This is a genomic window from Streptomyces sp. NPDC097640 (assembly GCF_040302705.1).
Taxonomy (GTDB): Bacteria; Actinomycetota; Actinomycetes; order Streptomycetales; family Streptomycetaceae; genus Streptomyces.
On sequence record NZ_JBEOSB010000010.1, the window covers coordinates 191,809 to 214,713 of the forward strand.

15 protein-coding genes and 1 riboswitch are annotated in these 22,905 nt (G+C 73.4%); of the genes, 10 read left to right on the forward strand and 5 right to left on the reverse strand.

Annotated elements, in window-relative coordinates; translation table 11 throughout:
- Positions 1 to 75: 75 nt before the first annotated feature.
- Positions 76 to 1,284, reverse strand: a complete 1,209-nt coding sequence (locus tag ABTY62_RS18115; RefSeq protein ID WP_352130409.1) for a C40 family peptidase — start codon at positions 1,282 to 1,284, stop codon at positions 76 to 78.
- An 8-nt stretch (positions 1,285 to 1,292) separates the two neighbouring features.
- A riboswitch (cyclic di-AMP (ydaO/yuaA leader) is annotated at positions 1,293 to 1,469 on the reverse strand.
- Between the two features lie 156 nt (positions 1,470 to 1,625).
- Between ABTY62_RS18115 and pcrA the strand changes: the two genes are divergently transcribed.
- The gene (pcrA, locus tag ABTY62_RS18120; RefSeq protein ID WP_352130410.1) at positions 1,626 to 4,118 is read left to right on the forward strand and encodes a DNA helicase PcrA; all 2,493 of its coding nucleotides are present in this window, start codon (positions 1,626 to 1,628) and stop codon (positions 4,116 to 4,118) included.
- 76 nt (positions 4,119 to 4,194) lie between these two features.
- Here pcrA and ABTY62_RS18125 read toward each other — a convergent pair whose 3' ends face one another.
- Positions 4,195 to 5,880 carry a M23 family metallopeptidase gene (locus ABTY62_RS18125; RefSeq protein ID WP_352130411.1) on the reverse strand — a complete coding sequence of 562 codons (1,686 nt, stop codon included), beginning with the start codon at positions 5,878 to 5,880 and terminating at the stop codon, positions 4,195 to 4,197.
- Positions 5,881 to 6,063: 183 nt separating this feature from the next.
- Positions 6,064 to 6,867 (reverse strand): esterase/lipase family protein, encoded by an 804-nt coding sequence (locus ABTY62_RS18130; protein ID WP_352130412.1) that lies wholly within the window; start codon positions 6,865 to 6,867, stop codon positions 6,064 to 6,066.
- Between the two features lie 348 nt (positions 6,868 to 7,215).
- On the opposite strand from ABTY62_RS18130, the gene icmB reads away from it, so the two are divergent.
- Positions 7,216 to 7,626, forward strand: a complete 411-nt coding sequence (gene icmB, locus ABTY62_RS18135) for a coenzyme B12-dependent isobutyryl CoA mutase small subunit (RefSeq protein WP_352130413.1) — start codon at positions 7,216 to 7,218, stop codon at positions 7,624 to 7,626.
- 42 nt (positions 7,627 to 7,668) lie between these two features.
- Here icmB and ABTY62_RS18140 read toward each other — a convergent pair whose 3' ends face one another.
- Positions 7,669 to 9,375, reverse strand: a complete 1,707-nt coding sequence (locus tag ABTY62_RS18140) for a DUF5691 domain-containing protein (protein ID WP_352130414.1) — start codon at positions 9,373 to 9,375, stop codon at positions 7,669 to 7,671.
- A complete protein-coding gene (locus tag ABTY62_RS18145) occupies positions 9,372 to 10,808 on the reverse strand; it encodes an SWIM zinc finger family protein (RefSeq protein ID WP_352130415.1) in 1,437 nt (478 codons plus the stop codon). Before ABTY62_RS18145 ends, ABTY62_RS18140 begins: the two co-directional genes overlap by 4 nt.
- Before the next feature lie 199 nt (positions 10,809 to 11,007).
- On the opposite strand from ABTY62_RS18145, the gene ABTY62_RS18150 reads away from it, so the two are divergent.
- From ABTY62_RS18150 to ABTY62_RS18185, 8 genes are all read left to right on the forward strand, one after another.
- Entirely contained in the window at positions 11,008 to 12,123 is a 1,116-nt protein-coding gene (locus ABTY62_RS18150) for an ATP-binding protein (RefSeq protein WP_352130529.1), read from the forward strand.
- Positions 12,120 to 14,600, forward strand: a complete 2,481-nt coding sequence (locus ABTY62_RS18155) for a DUF5682 family protein (protein ID WP_502997473.1) — start codon at positions 12,120 to 12,122, stop codon at positions 14,598 to 14,600. Before ABTY62_RS18150 ends, ABTY62_RS18155 begins: the two co-directional genes overlap by 4 nt.
- A complete protein-coding gene (locus ABTY62_RS18160; protein ID WP_352130416.1) occupies positions 14,597 to 15,805 on the forward strand; it encodes a VWA domain-containing protein in 1,209 nt (402 codons plus the stop codon). Before ABTY62_RS18155 ends, ABTY62_RS18160 begins: the two co-directional genes overlap by 4 nt.
- A 162-nt stretch (positions 15,806 to 15,967) precedes the next feature.
- A complete protein-coding gene (locus tag ABTY62_RS18165; protein ID WP_352130417.1) occupies positions 15,968 to 16,822 on the forward strand; it encodes a hypothetical protein in 855 nt (284 codons plus the stop codon).
- 99 nt (positions 16,823 to 16,921) lie between these two features.
- Positions 16,922 to 18,331, forward strand: a complete 1,410-nt coding sequence (locus tag ABTY62_RS18170; RefSeq protein WP_352130418.1) for a hypothetical protein — start codon at positions 16,922 to 16,924, stop codon at positions 18,329 to 18,331.
- 331 nt (positions 18,332 to 18,662) lie between these two features.
- Positions 18,663 to 19,838 (forward strand): ADP-forming succinate--CoA ligase subunit beta, encoded by a 1,176-nt coding sequence (gene sucC / locus ABTY62_RS18175; protein WP_352130419.1) that lies wholly within the window; start codon positions 18,663 to 18,665, stop codon positions 19,836 to 19,838.
- Between the two features lie 20 nt (positions 19,839 to 19,858).
- Positions 19,859 to 20,743, forward strand: a complete 885-nt coding sequence (gene sucD, locus ABTY62_RS18180; protein WP_014177349.1) for a succinate--CoA ligase subunit alpha — start codon at positions 19,859 to 19,861, stop codon at positions 20,741 to 20,743.
- A gap of 184 nt (positions 20,744 to 20,927) precedes the next feature.
- Positions 20,928 to 22,694 (forward strand): cell division protein PerM, encoded by a 1,767-nt coding sequence (locus tag ABTY62_RS18185; RefSeq protein ID WP_352130420.1) that lies wholly within the window; start codon positions 20,928 to 20,930, stop codon positions 22,692 to 22,694.
- Positions 22,695 to 22,905: the final 211 nt, after the last annotated feature.

The window sequence follows — 22,905 nt, forward strand, 5'->3', positions numbered from 1 at the left end:
GCCCCGGGAGACGGGTTCCGGGAGACGGGTTCCGGGTCCCGGTGGGCCGACCGCCCTCCGGGACCCGGGAAGCCGCTACGCCGGCCGGACGCTGCCGTAGATCGGCATCTCGGTGATCGGCGCCTTCTTCACCACATCACCAGGCTTCGGGGCATGAATCATCATTCCGTCGCCTATATAGAGGCCGACATGGCTGATGTCGTCATAGAAGAAGACGAGATCGCCCGGCTGGAGGTCGGCGGTCGACACCCGCGTGCCGACCTTCACCTGGTCCCAGGTGGTGCGCGGCAGTGAGACCCCGGCGGCCTTCCAGGCGGCCTGGGTGAGCCCCGAGCAGTCGTAGGAGTTGGGGCCGGTCGCGCCCCAGACGTACGGCTTGCCGACCTGGGCACGCGCGAAGGCGATGGCCTTGTCGGCCTTGGTGGTCTGCGAACTGGAGGAACCCGAAGAGCCCGAGGAACCCGACGAACCCGAAGACCCGGACGAGTCGGTGGACCCCGAGGAGCTGGAGCCGCTCGCCTGTTCCTGCTGTTTCTGCTGCGCCTGCTGCTCCTGCTGTCGCTTCGCCGCGGCCTCCCGCTGCTGCCGCGCCAGCTCCGCGGCCTTGCGCTGGGCCTCCTCTTCCTTCTTCTTCTCGATCGCCGCCAGCCGCGCCTTCTCCTCCGCGGTCAGCTTCGAGAGCAACTGGTGCGCCTGGGTGAGCTTGCCCTGGACGGTCTGCTTCTGGGTCTTCAGCTCCTGTTGCGAGCGGGTCAGCGTGGCCAGGCTCTCACTGGCCTTGGTGCGCTCCTTGGAGGCCGTGGCCTGTTGCGTCAGAAAGTCGTCGACGGCCTTCTTCTGCCCGCTGGACAGCCGGTCCATCAGATGGGACTGGTCGAAGATGCCCTTCGGGTCCGAGGCGAACAGCAGCGTCGCGGCGCTGGAGGCCATGCCGCCGTTGCGGTACTGCGCGGCCGCGAGGCTGCCCAGGGTGCGCCGCGCCTCGTTCAGCTTCTCGGTGCGCTTGGCGACGCTGTCCAGGAGCTGGTCGACCTTGGCGCGCTGCTGGCCGGTGCGCTCCTTGGCCGCGTTGTAGCTCTGGGTGGCGGACTCCGCCTGGTGGTAGAGGGTGTCGACCTTCTTCTTGACCTCTTCGACCGACGGCTTCGGCTTGCCGGGCTCGGCGCTCGCCGTCTGGGAGAGGAGGGTGACAGATGCGAGGGCGGCCGTCGTGACACCGACGGCGGTGCGGCGGCCGGTGGCCGAGTCCAGTATTCGGGTCCGCGGCTTGCGGTGCGACGCCAAGGGAGGCGACTCCTTCCGTGGACCGCCTACCGGGTTAGCTGTCGGGTTCGGGCGTCGGAAGGCTGCCCTACGGGCCGGGTGGGCGACGGCCGGCGTCGCCACATGGTCCGATTCACCCCAGTGGTATCTCTGGGTCCCCGGCTCCGGCTGCCTCGCGGCGGGACCGGACTCGGCGGAGACAGCCCGTGTCGACGCGGTCGCCGACGGGTTCCGGACCGCCTGATCGAGGACGGTAGTGGGCTTGTGGGGCTCATGTGAAGCCTGGTGTTCGAATTGTCCCGAAACCGTTTCGTGATATCCGCACGTACGCTGTCAGTGCGGCGGCCTAGACTCGGTGAGCGATGAGCAGCCTCTTTGACGACAGCTTCCTGGCGGACCTCGGGCCCTCGGACGAGGAGCCTCCGCCGCCCGAGGACGACGGCCACCCCGCCGCTGAGGGCGTTCCACACGACCTCTTCGACGGGAAGTTCGACGCGCCCGTCCCCAGGGAGGCGTACTACCGCGACGGCGCGGCGCGGCCCGCGGTGGACACATCCGCGCTGCTCGAGGGGATGAACGAGCAGCAGCGGGCCGCCGTGGTGCACACCGGCTCGCCGCTGCTGATCGTCGCGGGCGCCGGGTCGGGCAAGACCAGGGTGCTCACCCACCGCATCGCGTATCTGCTCGGCGCGCGCGGGGTCCACCCCGGCCAGATCCTCGCCATCACCTTCACCAACAAGGCCGCGGGCGAGATGAAGGAGCGGGTCGAGGAGCTGGTCGGCCCGCGCGCGAAGGCCATGTGGGTGTCGACCTTCCACAGCGCCTGTGTGCGCATCCTGCGCCGGGAGTCCAAGAAGCTGGGCTTCACCTCCTCCTTCTCGATCTACGACGCGGCGGACTCCAAGCGGCTGATGGCGCTGGTGTGCCGGGATCTCGACCTGGACCCGAAGCGGTATCCGCCCAAGTCCTTCAGCGCCAAGATCTCGAACCTGAAGAACGAGCTGATCGACGAGGAGAGCTTCGCCGGGCAGGCCGCGGACGGCTTCGAGAAGACGCTCGCCGAGGCGTATGTGATGTACCAGTCGCGACTGCGCGAGGCCAACGCCCTCGACTTTGACGACATCATCATGACGACGGTCAATCTGCTCCAGGCGTTCCCCGACGTCGCCGAGCACTACCGCCGCCGCTTCCGGCACGTCCTGGTCGACGAGTACCAGGACACCAACCACGCGCAGTACACGCTGGTGCGCGAGCTGGTCGGGCCGGGCCCGGTGGCCGCCGCGGACGGCGGCGCGGACGGCGGCGAGGTGCTCGACGCCGCCGAGCTGTGCGTGGTGGGCGACGCCGACCAGTCGATCTACGCCTTCCGGGGCGCCACGATCCGGAACATCCTCCAGTTCGAGGAGGACTACCCGGACGCCACGACCATCCTCCTGGAGCAGAACTACCGCTCGACCCAGACGATCCTCAGCGCGGCCAACGCCGTCATCGAGCGCAATGAGAACCGGCGCCCGAAGAACCTGTGGACCGACGCCGGCGCCGGGGCGACCATCACCGGCTATGTGGCCGACACCGAGCACGACGAAGCGCAGTTCGTCGCCGACGAGATCGACCGGCTGACGGACGCGGGCGACGCCAGGTCCGGAGACGTCGCCGTCTTCTACCGGACCAACGCCCAGTCCCGTGTCTTCGAGGAAGTCTTCATCCGGGTCGGCCTGCCGTACAAGGTCGTCGGCGGCGTGCGCTTCTACGAGCGCAAGGAGGTCCGCGACGTCCTGGCGTATCTGCGGGTGCTGGCCAACCCGGAGGACTCCGTCCCGCTGCGCCGCATTCTGAACGTGCCGAAGCGCGGCATCGGTGAGCGCGCCGAGGCGATGATCGACGCGCTGGCGCAGCGCGAGAAGATCACCTTCCCGCAGGCGCTGCGCCGCGTCGACGAGGCATACGGCATGGCGGCCCGCTCGGCCAACGCGGTGAAGCGGTTCAACGTCCTGATGGAGGAGTTGCGGACGATCGCCGAGTCGGGGGCGGGGCCGGCCACCGTGGTGGAGGCGGTGCTGGAGCGCACGAGCTATCTGGCGGAGCTCCAGGCATCCACGGACCCGCAGGACGAGACCCGTATCGAGAACCTCCAGGAGCTGGCGGCCGTCGCCCTGGAGTACGAGCAGGATCGCGGCGAGGAGACCCCGGGCACGCTCGCGGAGTTCCTGGAGCAGGTCGCGCTCGTCGCCGACTCCGACCAGATCCCGGACGACGACGCCGAGGGCGCCGGGGTCATCACGCTGATGACGCTGCACACCGCCAAGGGCCTGGAGTTCCCGGTGGTCTTCCTCAGCGGTATGGAGGACGGGGTCTTCCCGCATATGCGTGCGCTCGGCCAGACCAAGGAGCTGGAGGAGGAGCGGCGGCTGGCGTATGTCGGCATCACGCGGGCGCGTGAGCGGCTCTATCTGACGCGGTCGACGATGCGCAGCGCCTGGGGGCAGCCCGCGTACAACCCGCCGTCGCGGTTCCTGGAGGAGATCCCGGACCAGTATGTGCGCTGGCAGCGCACCGGGCCCGCCACCCCGTCGGCGTCGATGGGGGCCATCGGGGCCGCCGCGGGGGTCGCGTCCTCGCTGTCCTCGTCGCGTTCGAGGGCGGGCGCCGGGGCCGCCGGCTTCGCCACGCGGCGGGCCAAGGAGCGGCCGGTGGTCGCGCTGGCCATCGGCGACCGGGTCACCCATGACGCGTTCGGGCTCGGCACCGTGGTCGCGGTGAAGGGAAGCGGGGACAACGCGGAGGCGACGATCGACTTCGGAGGGGAGAAGCCGAAGCGGCTGCTGCTGCGATACGCGCCGGTGGAGAAGTTGTAGGGGGGTGCACCGCGGCCCGCGCGGGCCGCGGTGCCGCCGACCGGGGCGCCCACGCCTGCGACGCCTATGCCTATGCCTACGTCGGGTCGAGGCCGTGGCTGCGCAGCCACGAGAGCGGGTCTATGGCCGAACCGCCGCCGGGGTGCACCTCGAAGTGGAGGTGCGGGCCGGTGGAGTTGCCGGAGTTCCCGGAGTACGCGATGACGTCCCCGGCCTTCACCGTGCCGGCCCGGATCTTGGCGCTGCTCAGATGGCAGTACCAGGTCTCGGTGCCGTCCGGGCTGGTCACTATGACCATGTTGCCGTAGGCGTCGTTCCACTGGGTGCGTACGGTGCCATCGGTCGCGGCCATGACCGGCGTGCCGTAGCTGACCGGGAAGTCGATGCCGGTGTGCACCGACATCCAGTTGATGCCGGCCTGGCCGTAGGTGGCGCTCAGGCCGTGCTGCGCGACGGGCAGCGCGAACTTCGGCCGCAGCGCTTCCTTGCGCGCGGCCTCCTCGATCTTGCGCTTCTTCTCCGCCGCCTGGCGTTCCCGGAGGTCGATCCGCTCCTGGGTGCGGCTGGCGCGGGCCCGGAAGTCATCGGCGTCCTCGAGGCCCGCGGCGAGCTGGGTGTCCAGCTTGCTGTTGGCGACCGAGGCCTTGACCGGCGGGGTGTCCGCGGCGGCCTGCGTGGTCTTGGCTTCCTTCTTGTCGTCGCCGAGGTTGCTGACGGAGGCGGCGGCCACGGCGGTGACGCCCAGCGCGCAGACGGAGGGGACGGCGACGGTGAGGAGTGCCGAGCGTTTGGGGCGGGCCGAGGGGGCGCGGCGACGGCTGCGGCCGCTCTCCCGGCGGGGGGAGGGCAGCTGTACCGCTTCGGACTCGGTGGTCCTGGCGCCCTCGAAGTCGGCGTCGTCGGCGGAGTTGGCGAGGTCCGAGGGGGCGGTGGTTTCGGGGGAATCGGCGGAGTCGGCCGTGCCGGACTGCGGGGAGTCGAGGTCCAGGGCCATGAGGGAGGTCTGGGTCTCGGCCTGGTGCACGGCCGCCGCCCCGGGTTCCGGCTCTGCCTCGGGGGCGGCGTACGGGTGCTCGGCGGGCTGTTGCTGATATCCGCCGTGCTCGTACCCGTCCTCCTGGTACTCGCCCTGGCCGTAATCGTTTTGGCCGTAATCGTTTTGGCCGTACTCGTTTTGGGTGTACTCGCTTTGGCCGTACTGCGACTCGTCGACGGTCGCGTAGGCGCTCATGTCCCAGAACTGGGTCTGCCCGGTGTCGACGCCGGAGGTGTCGAACTGCCCGGTGCCGTCCCACTCGGCGGACTGGGCGGCCTGGGGGACCTGGGCGGCCGTCAGGTCGTGGTGGCCGGAGGTGTCCCAGGCGGTGGCGTCCCACTGGCCGCCAGTGTCGGAGCCCTGCTGGGCCGGGATGGTGCCGGACAGCGGGACGCCGGAATTGGCCCACATCGCGGTGGTGTCATAGGTGCCGGAGTCATAGGCGCCGCCGGTGCCGCCCCACTGCGTGGCGTCGTACTGCCCGCTGGCGGAGCCGTCGTGGCCGGTGCCGTAGCCGCCGCCATGGCTGCCGGGAAGGGCGCCGAAGAGGGGGTCGCCGTCGCTGTAGGAGGCGGCGAGGCCGTCGAAGTTGCCGGTGGAGTAGCCGTCGTACCCGGCGTAGCCGTGCGCTGTGCCCTGCTGGTCGTATGCCTCGTAATACGGATATGAGGCGTCGGGAGCGGGGACGGTCGAGGTTGTGATCCCCGACGGGTGACGGTCGTTCACCACCACTTCTCTTTCGCCTCGGCAGCAGGAGAATTAGCGGCGACTGTACCCGCCAGTTTGGGACGGCGACAATCTTCATCAGGTTTTGAGTAACGCCGGCACGGGCATTTGGCCGTCTTTCGGTGGACTGGACGCCGTAATTTGGCCGGGTGTTCGATTACTGTTCGGCAACTTCCGGCCCTGTCACGCAACCGAGGCGGCGCCTGAAGCGTCTGTCGGTGCCCCCTCGGCGGCGTCCAGCGCCTCGCATATGTCGGCGGCGACCACATGGTGCACCGGAAGGGTGAGATGTCCGATTCCGTTGACGCGGACGCTGTGCGCCAGGAGATCCGGATGGTCGATCCTGGCCGTCTCCGCGGGGATCATCAGCTGGTCCGCCTCGCTCCAGAAGGCGATGAACCGGGTGCGGCAGCCGGGCGCGGGGCGCCGTAATTCCTCGATCACATCGGAATCCGGGCGCATCTGCCGCACCAGCGGATGCGCGGACAGCAGGGGCGCGGTGCGGGTGCCGGAGTGCGGGGTGCCCAGGGTGACCAGCGTGTGCACCCGGGCGTCCCCGCCCAGCCGCTGCACGTAATAACGGGCGATCAGGCCGCCCAGGCTGTGGCCGACGACATCCACCCGGCTGTGGCCGGTGCGCTCACAGATCTCCCGCACATGCCGGTCGAGCAGCGCGGCGGCGGTGCGGAGATCGCAGGTCAGCGGGGAGTAGTTGAGCGCCTCCACATGCTGCCGGCCGTGCCGGCGCAGGGAGCGGCGCAGCAGAACGAACACCGAGCGGTTGTCGATGAAGCCGTGCAGCAGAAGGACCGGGCGGTGGGCCCGGCCGTCCGTGGGCAGCCGGGCCGCGGCGCCGGGCGGCGGCGCGGCGGGCGGGCGCTCCTGGAGCAGGCCGGTCGGATAGAGGAGGAGGTGCCCGGCGAGGACCGCCAGGTCGAGAACGGTGGCGCGGATACGGATCGGGATGGGGATTCGGGTGAGGCCCATGGCGGCCGACCTCCTGAACGGCGCGCGGGAGGCGGCGCTGTCCCCCGCATGCCCTCGCGGGCAGCCGGCGGCGGACGGTTCGTGGTCGTCGCGGTACGACCGCTCCGTCGCACCGCGGCGCCAGGCGGCCCTCGCTGACGGCGCGGCGCGGTGCGACGGTCCCCGCTGCGGCTCCCCTGATTGGCCGGCCCGACGTGGGTGACCGCCTTGCGGCGGCCGAGGAGGAGGTGGGCGCGGCCGAGGTGAATGTGTCCCACGTGTGATTTCCCCTTCGCCGCGTGCCGTGAAACGGCTGGGTGCGGGATCCTGGAGATAACGTTCGTTCACGTTCGCGACATGGAGGCTGCGATGGGTGTGACCGGTCCGATCCGTGTGGTGGTGGCCAAGCCCGGGCTCGACGGTCACGACCGCGGGGCGAAGGTCATCGCGCGGGCGCTGCGCGACGCGGGCATGGAGGTCATCTACACCGGCCTGCACCAGACGCCCGAGCAGGTAGTCGACACCGCGATCCAGGAGGACGCCGACGCGATCGGGATGTCCATCCTCTCCGGCGCGCATATGACGCTCTTCTCGAAGGTGATCGAGCTGCTGCGGGAGCGGGACGCGGAGGACATCAAGGTGTTCGGCGGCGGCATCATCCCCGACGCGGACATCCCGCTGCTCAAGGAGGCGGGGGTGGCCGAGATCTTCACCCCGGGGGCCACGACCGCCTCGATCGTGGAGTGGGTCAGGGAGAACGTACGGCCGGTGGCCGCCTGACCCGCGCGCCACGGGCCGTGGGCCCCGGCCGGCGCTTCCGGGCTACGGCGCCGGGCTGACCGCCGCCGTGTCCGGCGGTTCGAGCTCGCGGCGCATCGCCGCGCGCAGCCGGAGCGTGCCCACCAGGCGCTGGAACGCCTCCGACCAGTAGCTCCCGGCACCTGGCGAGCCGTCCGCCGGCTCGTCCGGTATCGCGGTGAGCACTTCGAGCCGGTCGGCCTGGTCCGGGTCCAGACAGCGCTCGGCCAGCCCCATGACACCGCTGAAGCTCCACGGATAGCTGCCCGCGTCGCGGGCGATGTCGAGCGCGTCCACGACGGCCCGGCCCAGCGGCTCGGCCCAGGGCACCGCGCACACCCCCAGCAGCCGGAAGGCGTCGGACAGCCCGTGGGCCGCGATGAAGTCCGCGACCCACTCCGCCCGTTCGGCCGGGGGCAGGGCGGACAACAGCTTCGCCGGATCGCGCCAGGACGGAGCGGCGGGCTGGCCACCGGCCGGGGCGGGCGGCGAGCCCGGGAGGGGCGAGGCGGCGGGCGGCTCGGACGGCGCGCCGAGCAGAGCGCGGGACCATGCCACATTCCGCTGCCGGACGGCCGCCCGGCACCAGGCCGCCTGAAGGTCCGCCTGCCAGCCGTCGGCGACCGGCAGTGCCACGATCTCGGCCGCGCCACGCCCGCCGAACCAAGCGCTCCAGCACTCCAGCGGCGTCGCCTCCACCAACTGGCCGAACCACCACGCCCGCTCGCCGCGCCCCGAAGGCGGCTTGGCCACGACACCGTCGCGCTCCATGCCGCTGTCGCACTCGGCCGGCGCGTCGATGGCGATCACCCCGCCGGTGAGCGAGACGCGGGCCCGGGACCGCTCGGCCATACGGGAGGCCAGCGCCGAGCCGGGGAGGGCGGACAGCAGCTCGGCGGCCGTGGCCCGGACGTTCCGGCTGCGGTCGGCCAAGGCCTGCTCCAGGAACGGCTCGTCGGAGGGCGAAAGGTCGTCGCGGAGCGAGTCCAGGAACATCAGCCGGTCCTCCGCGCGCTCCATGGACCATGTGCCGCCGAGCAGCGCGAGACCGAGCTCCGGGTCGCGGTGGCGCACCGCCGCCAGCAGCGAGACCCGCTCGGCGAACAGGCCCTCCTGCCACTGGCGCTGTACGTCCGCGGGCACGGCGGGGGCGTCGGGCGCGGCCGGGGCTGCTCCGACGCCCGCTCCGGCCGGGGACCCGGCCGCCTCCGCCGTCGTGGCCGCGCGCCCGGCTCCGCCGCCGCGCAGGGCGAACTTCCACTCCGGGTTCAGCCGGGCCAGCCACAGGACCCGGGGCCCGCCGAGCGCGAGCGCCTCGGGGCGCAGATCGGTGCGGGCGCGGGCGGCGTCCAGCAGGGCCGGGAGGAGGGCGTCAGGCGCTCGATAGCCGCGCTGGTTGGCCATGGTGAGCCACTGCGGGAGCAGCTCGGCGAGGTCGGGCGCGGAGCGCCGGCCGCCCCCTCCGGCCGAGCGGCCCGCGAGCAGCATGGCCAGCCGGTTGCGGGCGGCAGGCGGCAGCGGTGGGCGGGGGTCCTCGGGCGCGGGGGACGGGGCGGGCCGGGCCGCGGCGGGGCGCAGCCCGGCCCGCCGCCGCACGGTGCTGAGCGCGGCGGCGTCCAACAGGGCGGCGGACGTGTCCTGGCCGGGGCGCGGTGCGACGGGCGGGGTACGGCGCTCGGTGCCGAGCAGGGCGGCGGCGACCAGGTCGTCCCAGGGCGCGGTGGTGCTCACGGCATTCCTCGATGCGGTGTCGAGCCGGTGCCGGACGGGTGCTGGAGCGGAACGGGGGCCGGGTCCCAGGTGGTGAGCGGGGCGAAGCCGCGGTGGCCGCACTCGCCGAAGACCGTGACGGGGGCGCCGCCCGAGACCGCGGTCAGCTGCCACAGGTCCGTACGCCCCGCGCACTGCGGGTCGATCGGCAGGGCGGAGCCGGTGCGGGCGTCTGCCAGCTGCCAGCCGTCCTCGCCGCCCGGGACCGGGGTCACCCCCGCGAGGACGACCGGCCAGGCGTCCAGCCAGGGGTCCTCGCGCAGCGCGTCACCATAGGCGGCCAGCGCCGTGGCGATGTCACTCCCGGGCGGCACGGGGGCTGCCGAGGGCGCGGGCGCGGGGGACGGCGGCGGGTCCGGGCGGCGGGCGCCGAGCGCGGCGCGCAGCGGGCGCGCGGCCGGGTAGTAGGTGAGGTCGGCGTCCAGCACGATCCCGACCGGCAGGGCCAGTTCGGGGGAGTGCCCGGCGGCGCCGAAGGAGAGCAGCAGGGCCATCCGGCCCGTGTGCTCGCCGCGCAGCCAGATGCGGCGCGTGGTCAGCCTGCCGTCGGCGCTGTCCTGCGCGCCGAGGACGAGCCAGCGGTCGGGGACGGCGGTGCCGGAGGCCAGCAGCTCGGCCGTGGTCGTGGTGAGGCCGACGCGCGAGCGGGCCGTGGTGGCCAGCGCCTCCGGGAGCCGGTCGAGGTGGAGAAAGCCCTGGTTCAGGAGGTGCAGCAGGGCGCACTCCTCCAGCAGCCGCGCGGGCCAGCCCGGGCCGGAGGACGGAATCGCGCCCAGCTCCCGCACCCGTGCCTCCAGGCCGGGCGCCTGCGCGTCGACCATGCGCGCGGCCGTCTCGTCCCACGTCGCGTAGCCCGCGCGGTCGGCTCCGGCCAGGCCGTCCCGGAGCAGGTCCGCCAGGCGCTGCTCCAGTTCGGAGGCGCCCGCGGCGATGCGCTGGGCGCGCCGCTCGGCCCGCCGCCTGGCCGCCTCCGGGTCGGCGACGCCGCCCGGCCCCTTTCCGGCCCCGGCGGCGGCTCCGGCGGTGGCGGTGGACGCCTCGCGCTCGGCGCGCTCCCGCCGCCCGCTCAGCCACTGCCCGGCCCACTCCGGTGGCTCCTCGGCCTCCGGGACGCCCCCGCCGCCCGCCCACAGGAGGAGCAGCCCGAGCGCGTGCTTGCAGGGGAACTTCCGGCTGGGGCAGCTACAGCGGTAGCCGGGCCCGTCCAGATCGACGGCCGTCTGGTACGGCTTGCCGCCGCTGCCCGCGCACAGCCCCCACACGCCCCGGCCGTGGGACCCCGCTCCGGACCACGGGCCGGGCGCGGCGAGCTTGCCGCCCGCCTTGCGTGAGGCGGCGTCAGGAGCCAGGGCCAGCACCTGCTCCGCCGTCCAGCGTTCCCCCTGCGCATTCATGTCCTCGACGGTACGGGCGACCACTGACAACGGCCCCGGCCTGCGGGTTTGTTGACGGTCGGGCCGGTTGTCAGTGGGGTGGTGCAGGGTGGTCGAGGGTCCGGAAACGGACAAAGAGACGAGTCGTGGGGGAGCTGTGACCGTGCCTGTGCCCAACGGAGACGAGACCGCCGAGACCGGCGGCGGCACCGAGCCCGCCGTGCCCGCAGCCGAGGGGTCGGCGGGGGCCGCCGGGGCGGAGGCCCTGCGGCCACACGCCGAGGACGCCTTCGCCGAGGAGCTCAAGGCGCTCGCCGCGGCCGACGACCGCCCGCGGCCCGCCCGCTGGCGGCTGTCGCCGTGGGCCGTCGCGACGTACCTGCTCGGCGGCACCCTGCCGGACGGCACCGTGATCACACCCAAGTACGTGGGCCCGCGCCGCATCGTCGAGGTCGCGGTCACGACCCTGGCCACGGACCGCGCGCTGCTCCTGCTGGGAGTGCCGGGCACGGCCAAGACGTGGGTCTCGGAGCATCTGGCGGCGGCGGTCAGCGGCGATTCGACGCTGCTCGTCCAGGGCACCGCGGGCACGCCCGAGGAAGCCATCCGCTACGGCTGGAACTACGCCCGGCTCCTCGCCCACGGCCCCAGCCGCGAGGCGCTGGTGCCGAGCCCGGTGATGCGGGCGATGGCCGAGGGCATGACCGCGCGCGTGGAGGAGCTGACCCGTATCCCGGCCGACGTCCAGGACACGCTGATCACCGTCCTGTCGGAGAAGACCCTGCCGATCCCCGAGCTGGGGGAGGAGGTCCAGGCGGTCCGCGGCTTCAACCTGATCGCCACGGCCAACGACCGGGACCGTGGGGTCAACGAGCTGTCCAGCGCCCTGCGCCGCCGGTTCAACACGGTGGTGCTGCCGCTGCCCGCGACCGCGGAGGAGGAGGTCGACATCGTGTCCCGCCGCGTGGCCCAGATCGGCCGCTCGCTGGATCTGCCCGCGGTCCCCGAGGGCGTGGCCGAGATCCGCCGGGTGGTCACGGTCTTCCGCGAGCTGCGGGGAGGGGCCACGGAGGACGGGCGCACCAAGCTCAAGTCGCCGTCGGGCACGCTGTCGACGGCCGAGGCGATCTCCGTGGTCACCGGCGGGCTCGCCCTGGCCGCCCACTTCGGGGACGGCGTCCTGAGGGCGGGCGATGTGGCCGCGGGGATCCTGGGCGCGGTGGTCCGTGACCCGGCGGCGGACCGCGTCATCTGGCAGGAGTATCTGGAGACGGTGGCCCGCGAGCGCGACGGCTGGAAGGACTTCTACCGCGCGTGCCGCGAGGTGGGCGCGTGAGCGGCGCCGCCCCGGGCCCCGCGGCGCCCGCTCCGTCCCGGACCCGGCCGGGCGGGGGGCCGGACGGGGCCGGGCCGTCCTGGCCGCTGCTCCTGGGGGTGCGCCACCACGGCCCGGGCTCCGCGCGGGCGGTGCGCGCGGCGCTCGACGCGTGCGAGCCGGGCGCCGTGCTCATCGAGGGCCCGCCGGAGGCGGACGCGCTGGTCGAGTTCGCCGGGCAGGAGGGCATGCGGCCCCCCGTGGCCCTGCTCGCCCACGCGGCGAGCGATCCGGGACAGGCGGCGTTCTGGCCGCTGGCCGGGTTCTCGCCGGAGTGGGTGGCCATCCGGTGGGCGCTCTCCCGCGGCGTCCCCGTGCGGTTCATCGACCTTCCGGCGGCGAACTCGCTGGCCATGGCGGGCCGTACGGAGGGGGAACCGGCGGGGGACCCGGCGGGGCGGGTGCGGGTGGACCCGATGGGGGTGCTCGCGGAGACCGCCGGATACGACGATCCGGAGCGCTGGTGGGAGGACGTCGTCGAGCACCGCGGCACCGGCGCCGAGGGGGGCGGCGCGGCCGGCTGGGCGGACGCCGTCGGGCCGTTCGCCGCGCTCGGCGAGGCGATGGCCGTCCTCCGCGCCGAGTACGGCCACGGCGGACATGAGCACGACGCGGTGCGCGAGGCACACATGCGGCTGCGGCTGCGCGAGGCGCGGCGGGAGTTCGGAGACCGGGTCGCCGTCGTGTGCGGGGCCTGGCACGTCCCGGCGCTGGCCGGGCGGGCGACGACCGTGACGGCCGACCGCGGGCTGCTCAAGGGACTGCCGAAGGTCAAGTCAGAGCTCAGCTGGGTGCCGTGGACGCACCGCCGGCTGGCCCGGCACAGCGGCTACGGGGCGGGGATCGCCTCCCCTGGCTGGTACAGCCATCTCTTCCACGCGGCGGACCGCCCGCTGGAGCGCTGGCTGACCAGGGTCGCCGGGCTGCTGCGCGCCGAGGACTTCGCCGTCTCGTCCGCGCATGTCATCGAGGCGGTGCGGCTCGCCGAGACCCTCGCCGCCGTGCGCGGACGCCCGCTGGCCGGGCTCGCCGAGACCACGGACGCGGTGCGGGCGGTGATGTGCGAGGGCTCCGATGTGCCGCTCGCGCTGGTCCACGACCGGCTGGTCGTCGGGGACGTCCTGGGCGAGGTGCCCGAGGCGGCGCCCGCCGCTCCGCTCCAGCGGGACCTGGCGCGCACCCAGCGTTCGCTGCGGCTCAAGCCGGAGGCGCTGGAGCGCGATCTGGAGCTGGACCTGCGCAAGGAGACGGACGCCGCGCGCAGCCGTCTGCTGCACCGGCTGCGGCTGCTCGGCGTCGACTGGGGGACCCCGGCCGCCTCGCGCGGCAGCACCGGCACATTCCGGGAGACCTGGCGGCTGCGCTGGGAGCCGGAGTTGTCGGTGCGGGTCGCCGAGGCCGGGGTGTGGGGCACCACCGTGCTGTCGGCCGCCACGACGCGGGCGGAGGCCAAGGCCGTGGACGCCAATGCCCTCGGCGAGGTCACGGACCTGGCCGAGCGCTGTCTGCTCGCCGCGCTCCCCGACGCGCTCCCGGTCGTGATGCGCGCGCTCGCCGACCGGGCCGCGCTCGACGCGGACGTCGGGCAGCTCGCCCAGGCCCTGCCCGCGCTCGTCCGTTCGGTGCGCTACGGGGATGTGCGCGGCACGGACACCGCCGCCCTGGCCGAGGTCGCCGTGGGGCTGGCCGAGCGCGTCCTGGTCGGGCTGCCGCCCGCCTGCTTCGGCCTCGACGCGGACGGGGCCGCCGAGATGCGCGGCCACCTGGAAGCCGTGCACCGGGCCGTCGGCCTGCTGTCCGAGATCCGGGCGGGCGGCGCGGAGAGACCGGACGGCGAAGGCGGCAAGAGCGGCGGAGGCGGCAAGGACGGCGGACTGCGGGGCCGCTGGCTCGCCGTGCTGCGCGCGCTCGCCGAGCGTGACGGCATATCAGGGCTGATCCGCGGCCGGGCCGCGCGCCTGCTCCTGGACGACGGCAGGCTGGCCGAGGGCGAGGCGGCCCGGCTGATGGCCCTGGTGCTGTCGCCCGGCACCGCGCCGGCCGAAGCGGCCTCCTGGATCGAGGGGTTCGTGGGCGGCGGCGCGGGCGGCGGAATGCTCCTGGTCCACGACGAGCGGCTGCTCGGCCTGCTCGACAGCTGGCTCACGGGCGTCCCGGCGGAGGCGTTCACGGACGTACTGCCGCTGCTGCGGCGCACGTTCGCGGCGTACGACGCGGGGGTGCGCCGCACTCTGGGCGAGCTGGTCCGCCGCGGGCCCGCGGCGGACCAAGGACCGCGCCCGGTGGGCGGCCCGCCCGCGCCAGGCTTCGGCCCCGGCCTGGACGAGGACCGCGCGGCGGCCGTCCTGCCGACGGTCCGCCTCCTCCTGGGCCTCGACGCCCAGCACGACAACAAGGGCAACCACGAGAACCAGTACGGGACGGAGGTGGCCGGATGACCGGGCAGGCGACCGGGGCCGCGGCGGACGAGCGGCTGCGCCGCTGGCGGCTGGTGCTCGGCGGGCAGGGCGGCGACGGCACCGGATGCTCCCTGAGCGGGCAGGACGCCGCGATGGACCGCACGCTCGAAGCGCTCTATGGCGAGGGTGGCGGATCGGGCCCCGGCGGCGGAGCCGCCACGGCCCGCGGCGGCTCCGCCGGGGGCGGCCCGCGCTCGGCCGGGCTCGGCGGCTCCGCGCCCCAAGTAGCCCGCTGGCTCGGCGACATCCGCAGATACTTCCCGACGTCCGTGGTCCAGGTCATGCAGCGCGACGCCATCGACCGGCTCGGCCTCTCCGCCCTGCTCCTCGAGCCCGAGATGCTGGAGGCCGTGGAGGCGGACGTGCACCTCGTCGGAACCCTGCTCTCGCTCAACAAGGCCATGCCGGAGACGACCAGGACCACCGCCCGCGCCGTCGTCCGCAAGGTCGTGGAGGACCTGGAAAAGCGGCTGGCCACCCGCACCCGCGCCACCCTCACCGGCGCCCTCGACCGCTCCGCCCGGACCAGCCGCCCGCGCCACCGCGACATCGACTGGGACCGCACCATCCGCGCCAACCTGAAGAACTACCTGCCCGAGCACCGGACGGTCGTCCCCGAGCGGCTCATCGGATACGGGCGGGCGGCGCGCGGGGTCAAGAAGGACGTGATCCTGTGCATCGACCAGTCGGGGTCGATGGCCGCGTCCGTGGTCTACGCCTCCGTCTTCGGCGCCGTGCTGGCCTCGATGCGCTCCCTCGCCACCCGGCTGGTCGTCTTCGACACCGCCGTCGTGGACCTGACGGAGGAGCTGGACGACCCGGTGGACGTGCTCTTCGGCACCCAGCTCGGCGGCGGCACGGACATCAACCGGGCCCTCGCGTACTGCCAGTCGCAGATCACCCGCCCCGCCGACACCGTCGTCGTGCTGATCAGCGATCTGTACGAGGGCGGCATACGCAACGAGATGCTGGGCCGGGTCGCGGCGATGAAGGCGTCCGGCGTGCAGTTCGTCGCGCTGCTCGCGCTGTCCGACGAGGGCGCGCCCGCCTACGACCGCGAGCATGCCGCGGCGCTCGCCGCACTCGGCGCGCCCGCATTCGCCTGTAGTCCGGATCTGTTCCCCGATGTCATGGCAGCGGCGATCGAAAAGCGTCAACTGCCCATACCGGACAAGGAGCTGTAACCGTGGCCGGGGGGTTGCGCGGCCCCCCGTCCGTCATGCAAGGATCAACACATCGCCCCGGAAGTGAATCTGACCTTCCGATTGGTGATTCCAACCCTGCTTCACCCTGTTCCGTATGCCCGTACGTCTGGGAAGGCCCCTGTCTTGTCTGCTGTGTCCGCCATGCCTGCCGCTGTGCGCCTGCCGCGCACCGCGGCCGCGCGGCGGGCGCTGCTGGCGGCGCTGTTCCTCGGGGGTTTCCTGGCACTCGCGTTCCTCTTCGGAGGCAGCGCGCACGCCGCCGAGCGTACGGACGCGGGCGGGACGGTCGACACACAGGCGGCCTCCGGGCTGCTCGACCCGGGCGGCGCCGATGACACCGTGGCGCGGCACACCAATGACGCGGCCGCGGTCGCCGGGGCCGCGGGTGACACCGGGGCCGCGGGCGACGCCGCCCAGGTCACCGACGACGCCGTGCGGGATGCCGTACGGCCGGTCGAGCGGCAGACCCGGGAGCTCACCGAGCCGGTCACCGACCTGCTGGACGAGACGGGCAGTTCCCTGCCCGTCCACCTCCCCTCCGACGCGCTCGGCGGGGTCGGCGGCGACACCGGTAAGAGCGGCTCCGTGCCTGCTCATCGCCTGTTCGACGGCCGAAAGGCCAAGGGCGACACGGCTCCCGTGCGCTCGGCCGAGCACACCGCTTCCCGCATCGGGCCCATGGCCCCGCGGGCGGCGGCCGTGACCGCGCCGCGCACCGTCGCCGACGACGACCGGGCCCCGGTCGTCCGGGCGGCGCACGGCCCGGCCCAGGGCGGCGGCGTTCCGGCGCCGCTTCGCCTCCCCCTTCCCGGTTCCCCGGTGGGGACCGTCTCCCAGTGCACCGGCGACAGCGGCGCCCCCCGTCACGGGGACCTCCACGCCGCCCTCGTGCCCGGCGGCCCGGCGAGCCATTCGCTGCGGCCCGGCGCCATCCGCGCCGAGAGCTCCGCGCCCACGCGCGAGCGGTTCAACGAAGTCCTCGAATTCCCCGGATAGGGCAGACCTTCACCCCCGTCTGCTTGAGACCTGCCGCGCGGGGGCGGGTCAGGTCTGCCCGTCCGAACATCCCCCCTGAATTCGAAGGACTTCCCCCTCATGCGTAACAACATCCGCCGTTCCATCCTCGTCGCCGCTGCCGCCACGGGTATCTGGGCCCTCGGCACCGCCGCCGCCAACGCGGCCGAGCTGCCCGACGTCCCCTCCACCGACAACGTCACCAGCACCGTCGGCGGCGCCGCCAAGACCGCCGGGGACACGCTGCCGACGGACGGCGTGAAGGACGTGACCAACGGCGTGGCCGACACCTCCAAGGTCACCGACGCCGCCGGCAAGACCGTGGACGGCGCCAAGGCCACCGTGGACGGCGCGGCCTCGAAGGTCACCGGCGCCGCGAAGGGCGCGCTGCCGGGCCTCGGCGACGTGACCGGCCTGACCGACGGCCTCACCAAGGGCGCCACCGACAAGGCCGACCCGGCGAAGACGGTCAAGGACGCCAAGAAGACGGTCAAGAAGGCGCAGAAGGCCGCTGACCTGGACCTGCCCACCGGCGAGGTGCCCGGCGTGGTGCCGCAGCTCCCCGGCCTCGGCTCGCTGCCGTCCTTGCCCGTCCTGCCCTCCGTCCCGGGCGAGCTGCCCGCCCTCCCCTCGGTCCCGGGCGAGCTGCCGACCGTCCCGGCCACCCCTGAGCTGCCCGCCACCCCCGGCTCGGTCGACAACCTGCTCGCCGCACTCTCCGGCGCGGGCGTCCGTCCGGAGGAGCTGACCGGCAAGGCCCAGCGCACCCTGGGCGACGCCCAGTCGACCGTGGGCGGCGTGGCCCCGGGCGAGCTGCCGCCCGTCGGCAACGACGTCGTGGGCCAGGTGACCCCCGTCGTGCAGCAGGCTGCCGGTGACGCCGGTGTGCTGGGCGACGACGTGTACCTCCAGGTCGCTCCGTTCGCCGAGAACCTGGCCAACGGCGCCGAGGGCGACGCGACGGGCCTGGCCGGCGACAGCGTGCTGCTGGTGCAGGGCCTCACCATGACGGTGACCACCGACGGGCAGATCCTGGTCGGCAACGCGGTCTCGGGTGCGAAGTTCCTGGTTCCGGTGCTCCCCGGTGACCTGACGGACGCCGCCAACATCCCGGCGCTCCCGGCCCTGCCGGCCGTCCCCGCCACCCCGGCCGACCTGCCGTCCGTGCCGGACGCGACCCTGCCGACCATTCCGGCGGAGCTCCCGACGGTTCCGGCCGACCTGCCCACCGTGCCGGCTGACCTCCCGACCGTCCCCGCCGACCTGCCGACGGTTCCGGCCGACCTGCCGACGGTTCCGGCCGACCTCCCGACCGTTCCCGCCGACCTGCCCACCGTGCCGGCCGAGCTGCCGACGGTTCCGGCGGACCTCCCGGCCGCGGAGCTGCCCTCCGTGCCGGCCGAGCTGCCGACCGTCCCGGCCGAGCTGCCCACCGTGGACGGCATCGACGGCCTGGGTGGGATCGACGGCCTCGGCGGGCTGAACGTCTGAGGATGACACCACCTGCCGTACGCCGTACGGCATCTGCTTGACCGATCGGGCGGCCCTCTTTGGGGAGGGGGCCGCCCGTTCGTTTGCCCTCTGAGCAGCCCCGCTGTACGAAGATAGGTGGGTATGGTCGCGATCTGTGACCGTAATCACCGCGCCAGTGTGATCTGCGATTTAGGGCCGCAGGTCCTGCGGGGATAACCTGCGAGACGGACATGCCGCGTACCCGGCGCACGTGTGCCGCCCTCGTCAAAGATCGCGTCCTCACGCTGCCACCGCGGCACGCCCGCGCAGACAACGAACCGCGATATCCATGGAAAAGGGACGGACGCGCGTGGACCTGTTCGAATACCAGGCGAGGGACCTCTTCGCCAAGCACGGTGTACCGGTGCTGGCCGGTGAAGTCATCGACACGCCTGAGGCGGCGCGCGAGGTGACAGAGCGACTGGGCGGCCGCGCGGTCGTCAAGGCGCAGGTCAAGGTCGGTGGCCGCGGCAAGGCCGGTGGCGTCAAGCTGGCCTCGGACGCGGATGACGCGGTCACCAAGGCCTCCCAGATCCTGGGCATGGACATCAAGGGCCACACGGTCCACAAGGTGATGCTCGCCCAGACCGCGGACATCAAGGAGGAGTACTACGTCTCCTTCCTCCTGGACCGGACCAACCGCACCTTCCTCGCCATGGCCTCCGTCGAGGGCGGCGTGGAGATCGAGGTGGTCGCGGAGCAGAACCCCGAGGCGCTCGCCAAGATCCCGGTCGACGCCATCGAGGGCGTGACCAAGGAGAAGGCCGCCGAGATCGTCGCCGCGGCGAAGTTCCCGGCCGACATCGCCGACCAGGTCGCCGAGGTCCTCCAGACCCTGTGGACGGTCTTCATCGAGGAGGACGCCCTCCTCGTCGAGGTCAACCCGCTGGTCAAGACCGGCGAGGGCAAGATCATCGCGCTGGACGGCAAGGTCTCCCTGGACGAGAACGCCGCCTTCCGTCAGCCGGAGCACGAGGCGCTCGAGGACAAGGCCGCGGCCAACCCCCTCGAGGCCGCTGCCAAGGCCAAGGGCCTCAACTACGTCAAGCTCGAGGGCGAGGTGGGGATCATCGGCAACGGCGCGGGTCTGGTCATGTCGACCCTCGACGTCGTCGCGTACGCCGGTGAGAACCACGGTGGCGTCAAGCCCGCCAACTTCCTCGACATCGGTGGCGGCGCCTCCGCCGAGGTGATGGCCAACGGCCTGGAGATCATCCTCGGCGACCCGGACGTCAAGTCGGTGTTCGTCAACGTCTTCGGCGGGATCACCGCCTGTGACGCCGTGGCCAATGGCATCGTCCAGGCCCTGGAGCTGCTGAAGAGCAAGGGCGAAGAGGTCACCAAGCCGCTCGTCGTGCGTCTCGACGGCAACAACGCGGAGCTGGGTCGCAAGATCCTGACCGACGCGAACCACCCGCTCGTGCAGCAGGTGGACACCATGGACGGAGCGGCCGAGCGCGCCGCCGAGCTCGCGGCTGCGAAGTAAGGGAACAGGTCACCAACACCATGGCTATCTTCCTCACCAAGGAAAGCAAGGTCATCGTCCAGGGGATGACCGGGTCCGAGGGTCAGAAGCACACCCGTCGGATGCTCGCCTCGGGCACCAACATCGTCGGTGGTGTGAACCCGCGCAAGGCCGGTACGAAGGTCGACTTCGACGGCACCGAGGTACCGGTCTTCGGCACCGTCAAGGAGGCCATCGAGGCCACCGGCGCGGACGTCACCGTCATCTTCGTCCCGGAGAAGTTCACCAAGGACGCGGTCATCGAGGCGATCGACGCCGAGATTCCGCTCGCCGTCGTGATCACCGAGGGCATCGCGGTCCACGACACCGCCAACTTCTGGGCCTATGCCGGCCAGAAGGGCAACAAGACCCGCATCATCGGCCCGAACTGCCCGGGTCTGATCACGCCGGGTCAGTCGAACGCGGGCATCATCCCGGCCAACATCACCAAGCCGGGCCGGATCGGTCTGGTGTCGAAGTCCGGCACGCTGACCTACCAGATGATGTACGAGCTGAGCGACATCGGCTTCTCGTCCTGCGTCGGCATCGGCGGTGACCCGATCATCGGCACCACCCACATCGACGCCCTGGCCGCCTTCGAGGCCGACCCCGACACCGACCTGATCGTGATGATCGGCGAGATCGGCGGCGACGCGGAGGAGCGGGCCGCGGACTTCATCAAGGCCAATGTCACCAAGCCGGTCGTCGGCTATGTGGCGGGCTTCACCGCGCCCGAGGGCAAGACCATGGGCCACGCCGGTGCGATCGTGTCCGGTTCCTCCGGCACCGCGCAGGCGAAGAAGGAGGCCCTGGAGGCCGCGGGCGTGAAGGTCGGCAAGACCCCGTCCGAGACCGCTCGCCTGGCCCGCGCCGCGCTGGCCGGCTGACGCCGCCCGCCGGAGCGCACGGCTCACGGGCGCGGGCCCGCATCACCCACTCGGTGATGCGGGCCCGCGCCCTTTTCCGTCTCCGCCGCCTCTATCGCGAAAAGGGCATAAGCGCAATCTTTGCGACACGGCGACTAATCGCCTGATGTGCGGATGAAACGGCTGTTATTGGCAGCATGGGCGCGTGACCCAATTGACCGAACGCAGCCCGTCGTTGTCCCCCCATGGCTGGCCGCGGCGCCGCGCCGTGCTCCGGCGCCCGTCCTCCGCGGTCAGGGAGGCGTTCCTCGGCGGCGTCGTGGCCGCGGGGCTCGGTCTTGGCGCGCTCGCCGTCGTCGTACTCCTGCTGTGGATCACCTCCTCGGACCCCGACAGCAGCCCGGACGGGGCCCTGCACATCGCCGCCGACCTGTGGCTTCTCGCGCACGGCGGGGACCTCGTACGGACCGGGGCGGCGTCCGGGGGCACCGCGCCCGTCGGGCTCACGCCGCTGCTGTTCAGCGCCCTGCCGTGCTGGCTGCTCTACCGGGCCGGGCGGCATGCGATCGAGACGGGCGTGCCGGACGAGGAGGCGGAGCCCGAGGCGGCGGGCGGCGGCGAGGGGCGGTGGCTGCCCGACGGGGCCCCGCTCCACCCGCGCACCGCCTTCGGATGGGTGACGGGCGGCTATCTGCTGGTCGGGGTGGCGATCGTGGTGTACGCCGCGACGGGGCCGCTGCACGTCGAACCGCTCAGCGCCCTGCTGCATCTGCCGCTGGTCGCCGCGAGCGCCGTGGCGGTGGGGGTGTGGGCGGCGGACGGACGGTTCCCCGTCCCGCTGCTGCCCGTCCGTGCGCGCCAGGCGTGTCGTCGGTGGCGTGGCCGGCTGGGGGGATGGGCGCGTGCCCGGTTGCTCGCCCGGCTGCCGCGCGCCGTACGGCTCGTCGCGGCCTTCCACCGGCTGAGGCGGCTGGTGCGCCTGGTGCGCCTGGTGCCCTTCGTACGGCTGCGGTCGACCGGCGCGCGGCGGGGCGCCGCCCCCGGGTCCGCCGCGTTCCGGCCGCCGTTCTACCGCACCCCCGCGTTCCGCGGCGGGACGCTCCGGGCCGCCGGGAGCGCCCTCGCCGTGCTGCTCGGCACCGGCGCGCTGCTCACGGCGGTGTCGCTGATGAGCCACGCGGGCGAGGTGCAGTTGGCGTTTCTGGAGCTCAGCGACGAGTGGTCCGGCCGCTTCGCGGTGCTGCTGATCACCCTGGCGCTGCTGCCGAACGCGATCGTCTGGGGCGCCGCGTACGCACTCGGCCCGGGGTTCATGGTCGGCGCCGCCGCCGTCGGCCCGCTCGGCACGCCGGACTACCCCGACCTGCCCCGCTTCCCCCTGCTGGCCGCGCTGCCCGCCGAGGGCGGGGGCACCCTGCTGGGTTGGGTGACGGGGTGCGTGGCGGGGGCGTCGGTGGCGTGGTTCGTCGCGGTCGCGGCGGTACGGCGGGTGGACGGCGACGACGGCGAGGGGCGGCGGGCGCCGCGCCCGGCCGTGGCGGTGTGGGGCTGGGGGCAGACCGCCCTGATGGCCGCCTGCGCGTCGCTCGGCTGCGCGGCCGCGATGGCGGTGCTGGCCGCCGCGTCCGGCGGGGCCCTGGGCACCCACGGGCTCGCCGAGCTGGGGCCGAGCGGCTGGCGTACGGGCGCGGCCGCGCTGGTCTGGACGGCGGTGCCGGGGATCCCCGGAGCGGTGCTCCTGCGGTGGCTGCGGCTGTTCGTACCCGCGCTGCTGGCCTGGTGCGCCCGCAAGGCGGAGGCCCGGGCCTGGGCCGCGTCGGCGAAGCGCGCGCAGGAGGGTCGCGGCGAGGGCCTGGCGGCGGAGGCCGGGGACGCGTCGGCGCCGTGGTGGCGGCAGCTGCTCCCGCGTGCCGCGGCCCCCGCGCCTGAGGCTGACCCGGCGGCCAAGCCACCGGCTGACCTGGGCCATTAGGCCCGTCCGGCGGGTCTCGATGCCTTGCGGCGGGCTCTTCCCCACCCCGCCCCTTCCCGCAGCATCGATATGCGGCTCCGCCGCGTGAGGGGGCAGGCCCCCGGACCCCCGGACGCCCTTCGGGCGTGTCCTCAAGCGCCGGACGGGCTGAATTCAGCCCGTCCGGCGCTTGAGGACCGGGGTCTGGGGGCCTGCCCCAGGAATCGGGAAG